We start from the raw sequence: 7,722 nt of genomic DNA on the forward strand, positions 1-7,722 counted from the left end.
CTATTTCTTGAGGAAAACGGGCTTGAGTTTGAAATGGATAAGGTGAACGATTTTTTTGCCCTAATAATCTGGAAAGAAAACCTTGTTTTTGTTGAGGCATTTGTAACGGCGGCATTCCCATTGGTTGATGGGGATAAGGGTATTGTGAAGGTTGGTATGGCATTTGTCGCTGAGTCATAAGAATTCTCCTTTCGTATAGGTGTATACACTACTGTATGCTCTAAGGTAGAATTGGTTAGTATTGGATTGAAAAGCAAACTAGGGATGGATTTATAAGCAATAATCAGATATAATGATTACTTGACTTACTTTTGAACGAATAGAAAGAAGGTGGACGAATGACAACTGTAACATTCGAGCAGTTCAATTTTCAACCATTTCTCATACAGGCGGTAGAAGAGCTAGGTTTTAAAGAGCCTACTGAAATACAACAGAAGGTTTTTCCTATTGTTAAAAAGAGATTAAGTGTAATCGGACAATCTCAAACTGGATCAGGAAAAACACATGCTTATTTGCTTCCATGCTTGGATAATATGAATGCAAACTATGAGGGAGTACAGCTCGTTATCACAGCTCCAACACGAGAATTAGCTCAGCAGATTTATGAAGAGGTTCTACGATTAACAAAGTTTTCCCAACAAGAAATAGACGCCCGTTGTTTCGTAGGAGGAACAGATAAAAAACGTGCGATTCAGAAATTAAAAAAACAGCCTAGTATTGTTGTAGGGACACCTGGCCGTATTTATGACTTAGTTGAGGAACAAGCATTGCTTATTCATACTGCCAATACGCTTGTAATGGATGAAGCAGATATTATGCTTGATATGGGCTTTATTCAGGATGTGGATAAAATCGCATCAAAAATGACTAAGCAACTACAGATGCTTGTCTTTTCAGCGACGATTCCAGAAAAATTAAAACCTTTCATGAAAAAGTACATGGAGCATCCAGAATATGTACAAGTGAATCCGAAGCAAATTGCGGCAGAAAATATAGTGCATAATCTGATGCCGATTCGTCATCGAAATAAAATTACGTTATTATCGGAAATTTTATTGCAATCACGTCCTTATTTAGCCATCGTGTTTACGAATACGAAAAAAAGTGCTGAAGAAATTGCGGATGGGCTTGCTGAACGCGGATTAAAAGTAGGCCGTGTTCATGGTGATTTAACCCCGCGTGAGCGGAAGAAAATGATGAAACAAATTCATGACTTAGACTATCAATATATTGTTGCTACCGATTTAGCAGCACGAGGAATTGATATTAAAGGTATTAGTCATGTTATTAATTATGAATTACCGCCAGACCTTGATTTTTATATTCACCGCGTTGGTAGAACGGCACGTGCGGGTCAATCGGGTATTGCTATCACGATGTATGATCTTTCAGATGAAGATGCAATCATTAAATTAGAAAAACGTAATATATCCTTCGAACATATTGATTTAAAGGCCGGTGAATGGATTGAACTTCCTCCTCGAAAGAAGAGACTCAATCGCAAAAAACCAGGATCATCTTTGGATAATATGACGAAAAAAGTGGTAAAAAAACCAACAAAGATTAAACCAGGATATAAAAAAAAGCTTGCTGTAGAACGAGATAAAGTTAAGAAAAAATTTCAAAAAAGATCGAAGTAAGGTTTAACTTCTAAAAAGGGGCATATATGGCTCCTTTTTATTTGTCTAGAGTTCAAGCGGTATAGTAAGATGAAAGTGGCTAAAAATAAGAGGTGAAAATTATGAAAATTGGTTCTCACGTTTCAATGAATGGTAAAAAAATGTTGCTTGGGTCAAGTGAAGAAGCGATTTCTTACGGCGCTACTACATTTATGATTTATACGGGAGCCCCGCAAAATACAAGAAGAAAGCCAATTGAAGAGTTAAATATTGAGGCGGGCCAGCTACATATGAAAGAGCATGGAATCGATGAAATCGTCGTACATGCCCCTTATATTATTAATATTGGAAATACCCAAAATCCTGCGACGTTTAAGCTTGGTGTTGATTTCTTACGCTTGGAGATTGAACGAAGTGAAGCGCTAGGGTTTGCTAAACAAATCGTACTTCATCCTGGCGCCCATGTGGGGGCAGGTTCAGAGGTAGGAATTGCAAAGATTATCGAAGGTTTGAATGAAGTCATTACACCGCAACAAAATGTGCAGATTGCCTTAGAAACGATGGCAGGAAAAGGATCCGAATGCGGGCGAACATTCGAAGAGCTTGCTCAAATTATTTCGGGTGTGACCCATAATGAAAAGCTATCCGTGTGTTTTGATACATGCCATACACACGATGCTGGCTATGATGTGATCGGTGATTTTGATGGGGTTCTAGAACAATTTGACAAAATAATTGGGATCGATCGGTTAAAGGTGCTTCATATTAATGATAGCAAAAATGAACGAGGTACGCATAAAGATCGTCATGAAAATATTGGGTTTGGGAAAATTGGATTTGATGTTTTAAGCTATATTGTTCATCATCCGCAGCTAGAAGCCATTCCGAAAATTCTAGAAACACCTTATGTAGGAGAAGATAAACTAAATAAAAGGGCGCCTTATAAATATGAAATTCAAATGCTTCTTAGCAAAAAATTTGATCCTGAATTACAAGAAAAAGTAATGCAACAATAAGGGAGGGGATGATTCCTCTCCTTATTGTTTGACTAGATTTTGAAGTAAGGCATTTACCTGTTGTGCTGTTTTGATCGACGTTACATCTGCAATTTTTTTAAGAAGCTGTATTCGTTCAGAAGCATCATAAATATTAATATTTTGCCCTTTCATGAGGGTGGCAACTTGTTGACACTGCTTAACATTGATTGCAATATCATACTCTTTGCTATACTTCATTAGCTCCTCGGCCGTAATGCCATTTAATTTTTTATTCACGAATTGTTGAATAATATTCAAGAGAAATCCCTCACCCTCTCCATTTTTACAGAAAGTATATGTTAGAGAAGCTTGGATATATTCCATCGTTATGTACGTTCTTATTGAAGTTTCCATACAAGCATAGCAGTTTACAATCTTTGCAAAACATACTATAATTCACAAAGAGACAAATCGTAATCATTTCGAAAAAAGGTGAAATGGAATGGGAACTGGTACGCAAAATGTAATTGATATAGATCATGTATCATTTCGGTACGAAGACCGAAATGTGTTAGAGGATGTTCACTTTAGTATCCCAAAAGGAGCATTCGTCGGATTAGTGGGACCTAATGGATCAGGGAAATCCACGCTATTAAAATGCATTCTTGGAATTCTTAAGCCAAAGGAAGGGAATATTCGTCTTTTTGGAACCGATATTCGTAAATTTAAAGAGTGGAATCGAATTGGCTATGTATCGCAAAAAGCGAATAGCTTTAATTCGGGTTTTCCGGCATCGGTGTTTGAAGTTGTGGCAATGGGATTAGTTTCAAAGGTAGGATATTTTCATTTTTTAACGAAGGAAGATAAAAAGCTTATTCGTAGCGCAATCGAAGATGTGGGCCTGCTAGACTATATGCATGCAAATATAGGAGAATTGTCTGGCGGACAGCAGCAACGTGTTTTCATTGCTCGTGCGCTCGTTAGTTCGCCTGATTTGCTTATTTTAGATGAGCCAACGGTTGGGGTTGATGCGAGTAATGTACAGAGCTTCTACGAGCTATTAGACACATTACATTTGAAGCATGGTATTACTTTATTGCTCGTTACGCATGACATCGGGACGATAACCGATAAAGTATCACATGTTGCTTGTTTGAATAAATTTCTATACTTTCATGGTGAAACGGATGCATTTAACGAACGAAAGGACAAGGATTTATCGTTTTTCTATGGCCACCATGTTCAAATGCTAGAGCACAATCATGAACATGAACATGGAGGGATACGATGATTCAGGACTTTTTACAGTATGATTTTTTACGAAATTCACTTTATGCAGGTTTATTAATAGGCTTGGCTGCCCCTCTACTTGGAGTGTTTGTTGTAATCCGTAGATTATCGCTCATTGCTGATGCACTAAGTCATGTCACGCTGGCGGGGATTGCAGCAAGCTTGCTTGTAGAAAAAACCATATTTACTGGTGGATTTATTAATCCTTTATATATGGGGATGGCTTTTTCTATAGGCGGCGCCATGCTAATTGAAAAACTACGTGGTGTATATAAGCATTATCAAGAGTTGGCAATACCGATTATTTTATCGAGCGGGATTGGACTCAGTGTAATTTTTATTTCTCTTGCGAATGGGTTTAATACCGATTTATTTAATTATTTATTTGGTAGTGTAAGTGCCGTAAGTAATAGCGATTTATTAGCAATCGTGGTTGTTACTATACTCGTTATTGTAGTTATCCTTTCTTTATTCAAGGAACTATTCTTGCTTTCTTTTGATGAGGAATATGCTACCGCTACAGGTTTGCGTTCGAAATGGATTCAATTTATTTTTATCATTCTTGTTGCGCTGGTGATCGCTTCATCCATGCGAGTGGTCGGCATTTTACTCGTTTCTTCGTTAATGACGATTCCTGTAGCAGCAAGTATTCGAATTGCTAAAGGATTTAAACAGGCCATTTTTTTCTCAATTTTATTTGGAGAAATTTCAGTAATAGGTGGATTAATCACATCATATCAACTTAACCTGGCTCCAGGTGGAACAATTGTTATGATTGCCGTAATAATTTTAATTGGAGCTATTGTTTGGAAAAAGCAAAAAACCGCGTAAAGTAGGGGATAAGTATGAATCTTACGGAAGCGTTGCAAATACTAAAAGATAAAGGATATAAATATACAAAAAAAAGGGAAGATATGCTACGTTTATTTGCATCCTATAATAAATATTTAACTGCTAAAGATGTGCTTGAGCATATGAAGAATAACTATCCCGGTCTTAGCTTTGATACGATTTATCGAAACTTATCTGTATTTGTGATGTTAAATATTTTAGAGCAGACGGAACTAAATGGAGAGAAAAACTTTCGTTTTACTTGCCAAACCGCTGAACATCATCATCATTTTATTTGCTTGGTATGCGGCAAGACAAAAGAAATTCATGCATGTCCATTAGGCGAAAATTTGAATGATTTGCAGGGGTATGAAGTGACTGGACATAAATATGAAATATATGGGATTTGTCCGGACTGTGTGCAGTATCGCGAATCACATTCTCTTGCATAGAAAAAAAGCTTGTCTTAAGACAAGCTTTTTTCTTATGTTTCTTACTTATTTATTGGCAGCAGCGTATTCTGCGGCAACTTTATCGATTTCTTTCTTTAATTCTTCAACCATTTCGCTTTCTGGTACTTTGCGAATAATTTCTCCTTTGCGGAAAAGAAGACCTTCTCCTCTTGCACCGGCAATACCTATGTCTGCTTCGCGTGCTTCTCCGGGGCCATTTACCGCACAGCCAAGGACAGAAACCTTGATAGGTGCTTTAATTTTGGAGATATATTCCTCGACTTCATTTGCAATGCTAATGAGATCAATTTCAATACGACCACATGTTGGACATGAAACTAATGTAGCCGCATTTGCAGCAAGACCAAATGATTTCAATAATTCACGAGCTACCTTTACCTCTTCGACTGGATCAGCGCTAAGCGAAATACGAATTGTATTTCCGATACCTTTGCTGAGAATAGCACCTAAGCCAGCTGCACTTTTTACCGTACCAGAGAATAATGTTCCTGATTCTGTTATTCCTAAGTGAAGAGGGTATTTGAAAGCACGAGATGCTTTTTCATATGCTTCAATTGCTAAATTTACATCAGATGCTTTCATGGATACGATAATATCATGAAAATCTAGGTCTTCTAATATTTTAATATGATGCAATGCACTTTCTACCATACCATCAGCGGTAGGATAGCCATATTTCTCAATAATACGGCGTTCTAAGGAACCTGCATTAACGCCGATACGAATCGGAATACCGCGTGCCTTCGCTGCATTAACAACGGCCTCTACCTTTTCTTTGCGGCCAATATTTCCGGGATTAATACGGATCTTATCAACGCCGCCTTCAATTGCCTTTAATGCTAAGCGATAATCAAAATGAATATCAGCTACAAGCGGAATATGAATACGCTTTTTAATATCTGCAATCGCATTTGCAGCTCGTTCATCAGGAACAGCTACACGAACGATCTGACAACCAGCTTCCTCTAACCGTAAAATTTCAGCAACAGTTGCCTCAACATCATGTGTTTTTGTCGTTGCCATACTTTGTATAATTACTTCATTATTACCGCCAATTGTCAAGTTACCAACCTTAACAGGACGTGTTTGCGAACGGTGCGTAATTTCATTCACGAATAGATCGCTCTCCTTATAAAGGGTTACATGCTAATAGTTTATTCCTCGTTTATTGTAACAATGCCTTTAGTGTATTGACAAGAATAATGATATATTTCATTCTGTAATTTCCAACATTACGCCTTGGAGAGTAGGGCATGTCCCATACTTGTTTTTCGAAGCGGTGCTTTGTACACAGGAAATTTATAAGATTTACCAACCTTTAGCTTTCCGGGGGATTGATCGGGATTTAGTTCTTTAAAGTCAGCAACAATTTTTTCGATGGAGGGAATCTGTTTGTTATTCACTTCCTCTACTATGGAAAGTACTGTATCTCCGTTCTTCACTTCAATACTTTCATATGGAATCGTACTGCTACTAGTTGTGGACACTTGTTTGCTTTGATTTGACCGAAGCAAAGGGAGTGTACCTATCTTTATATCGTAAAAAATTATATAGCCAATTAGTAAAATAAAAATGGTAGCACCAAGTCGTTTCATCATTCTCCACCTCTTTTGTAGAGAAATATATGCTTGTACCAAAAAAAAATGTCACATCCGCGACATTTTTTTATTTCCTATAATTTTGTCTTTGTAGGTGGAACTTCTTTTAATGTTACATATAGAAGTACTATAGTTACAAGCGAGTAAACTAGTAGTGGAGATAAGACACTTATATTTAAGTATTTCATGATCATAAAGAAAATAGTCGGGATGGTACTACCGTATGCCAGGAGTGTCCAAATCTGCTTATAAGAAAGTACACGCTGCATTTGCTTAGAAAGGATCATACCGATAAAAGCTAAAATTGAAATTCCGATAAATGAGGTAAAGGCATTGATAAAAAGCAAGATGAATCCCAAGACAAAAATGGCGATTGGATAAATCGTTTTTAAAAAGGTAAAAAAATCTAGAACCTCTGTCTTTGTAAGAGGTATAGAGCCGATGCTACTATACGTATACGCTTGTTGCTGCCCATTTGAAATGGTTACGAAACGGTCTTTTAAAAGATACAATCCATCCATATCAGAAGGCGGAGCCTGCGTGTTGGTAGGATCAAAGACAAACACAAAATCATTTTCTTCTTTTTTAATACGATTTGGTGAATCAGCTTTTAATTCGCCATTTTCAATGGTGAAGTTAGGTACATCCGTTTGAAAGTTGCGCTGAAGAGTGAGTACTTGCTCCTTTACAAACTGACCAGCCTGCATTGTTTCTGGTATTGAGGTAAGTAATGCAAGTAGTAATATGTATAGTATCGTTTTTCCGATTTTTTGGAATCGAAACCGAGCCATATCTTTAGGCGAATACAGGCTCTTATAAAGCTGTGAAAATAACGACATAGTTTCACTTCCTTAATTAGATTCAGCACCTTCATTGTAACGTATCCAGCTTCTTTTAAACAAGGCAATTCCAGTTATTTTATAAGTCTTATTAT

10 protein-coding genes are annotated in these 7,722 nt (G+C 37.1%); 6 read left to right on the forward strand and 4 right to left on the reverse strand.

Features of this window, described 5'->3' with window-relative positions; genetic code table 11:
* From AC11ZT_RS03870 to AC11ZT_RS03880, 3 genes are all read left to right on the forward strand, one after another.
* Positions 1-180 (forward strand): hypothetical protein (locus tag AC11ZT_RS03870; RefSeq protein WP_484058342.1); only part of this gene is annotated, 180 nt, incomplete at its 5' end.
* Between the two features lie 158 nt (positions 181-338).
* Positions 339-1,640, forward strand: coding sequence for a DEAD/DEAH box helicase (locus tag AC11ZT_RS03875; RefSeq protein ID WP_484058343.1), 1,302 nt, complete (start codon positions 339-341; stop codon positions 1,638-1,640).
* 98 nt (positions 1,641-1,738) lie between these two features.
* Complete coding sequence (locus tag AC11ZT_RS03880) at positions 1,739-2,635, forward strand: deoxyribonuclease IV (protein ID WP_484058349.1); 897 nt, start codon at positions 1,739-1,741, stop codon at positions 2,633-2,635.
* 21 nt (positions 2,636-2,656) lie between these two features.
* On the opposite strand, the gene AC11ZT_RS03885 is transcribed toward AC11ZT_RS03880, so the two are convergent.
* Positions 2,657-2,914, reverse strand: coding sequence for a DUF2624 domain-containing protein (locus AC11ZT_RS03885; RefSeq protein WP_484058344.1), 258 nt, complete (start codon positions 2,912-2,914; stop codon positions 2,657-2,659).
* Between the two features lie 184 nt (positions 2,915-3,098).
* On the opposite strand from AC11ZT_RS03885, the gene AC11ZT_RS03890 reads away from it, so the two are divergent.
* The 3 genes from AC11ZT_RS03890 to AC11ZT_RS03900 are packed head-to-tail and all read left to right on the forward strand — an operon-like array spanning position 3,099 to position 5,169.
* A complete protein-coding gene (locus AC11ZT_RS03890; RefSeq protein ID WP_484058345.1) occupies positions 3,099-3,887 on the forward strand; it encodes a metal ABC transporter ATP-binding protein in 789 nt (262 codons plus the stop codon).
* Positions 3,884-4,717 (forward strand): metal ABC transporter permease, encoded by an 834-nt coding sequence (locus AC11ZT_RS03895; protein ID WP_484058346.1) that lies wholly within the window; start codon positions 3,884-3,886, stop codon positions 4,715-4,717. The genes AC11ZT_RS03890 and AC11ZT_RS03895 overlap by 4 nt, the downstream gene beginning before the upstream one ends.
* Before the next feature lie 14 nt (positions 4,718-4,731).
* Positions 4,732-5,169 (forward strand): Fur family transcriptional regulator, encoded by a 438-nt coding sequence (locus AC11ZT_RS03900; protein WP_484058347.1) that lies wholly within the window; start codon positions 4,732-4,734, stop codon positions 5,167-5,169.
* 45 nt (positions 5,170-5,214) lie between these two features.
* Here AC11ZT_RS03900 and ispG read toward each other — a convergent pair whose 3' ends face one another.
* The 3 genes from ispG to AC11ZT_RS03915 all read right to left on the reverse strand — a co-directional run bounded on the left by ispG (position 5,215) and on the right by AC11ZT_RS03915 (position 7,627).
* Entirely contained in the window at positions 5,215-6,294 is a 1,080-nt protein-coding gene (ispG, locus tag AC11ZT_RS03905; protein WP_484058350.1) for a flavodoxin-dependent (E)-4-hydroxy-3-methylbut-2-enyl-diphosphate synthase, read from the reverse strand.
* Positions 6,295-6,422: 128 nt separating this feature from the next.
* Positions 6,423-6,785 (reverse strand): hypothetical protein, encoded by a 363-nt coding sequence (locus AC11ZT_RS03910; RefSeq protein WP_484058351.1) that lies wholly within the window; start codon positions 6,783-6,785, stop codon positions 6,423-6,425.
* Positions 6,786-6,862: 77 nt separating this feature from the next.
* Complete coding sequence (locus AC11ZT_RS03915; RefSeq protein WP_484058348.1) at positions 6,863-7,627, reverse strand: DUF1189 domain-containing protein; 765 nt, start codon at positions 7,625-7,627, stop codon at positions 6,863-6,865.
* Positions 7,628-7,722: the final 95 nt, after the last annotated feature.

The organism is Ectobacillus sp., from assembly GCF_056992975.1.

Bases quoted from the DNA above. Each gene is read 5' to 3' on its own strand.
- AC11ZT_RS03900 (WP_484058347.1), top strand. From the start codon at position 4,732: ATGAATCTTACGGAAGCGTTGCAAATACTAAAAGATAAAGGATATAAA.
- AC11ZT_RS03910 (WP_484058351.1), bottom strand. From the start codon at position 6,785: ATGAAACGACTTGGTGCTACCATTTTTATTTTACTAATTGGCTATATA.
- AC11ZT_RS03890 (WP_484058345.1), top strand. From the start codon at position 3,099: ATGGGAACTGGTACGCAAAATGTAATTGATATAGATCATGTATCATTT.
- AC11ZT_RS03915 (WP_484058348.1), bottom strand. From the start codon at position 7,627: ATGTCGTTATTTTCACAGCTTTATAAGAGCCTGTATTCGCCTAAAGAT.
- AC11ZT_RS03895 (WP_484058346.1), top strand. From the start codon at position 3,884: ATGATTCAGGACTTTTTACAGTATGATTTTTTACGAAATTCACTTTAT.
- AC11ZT_RS03875 (WP_484058343.1), top strand. From the start codon at position 339: ATGACAACTGTAACATTCGAGCAGTTCAATTTTCAACCATTTCTCATA.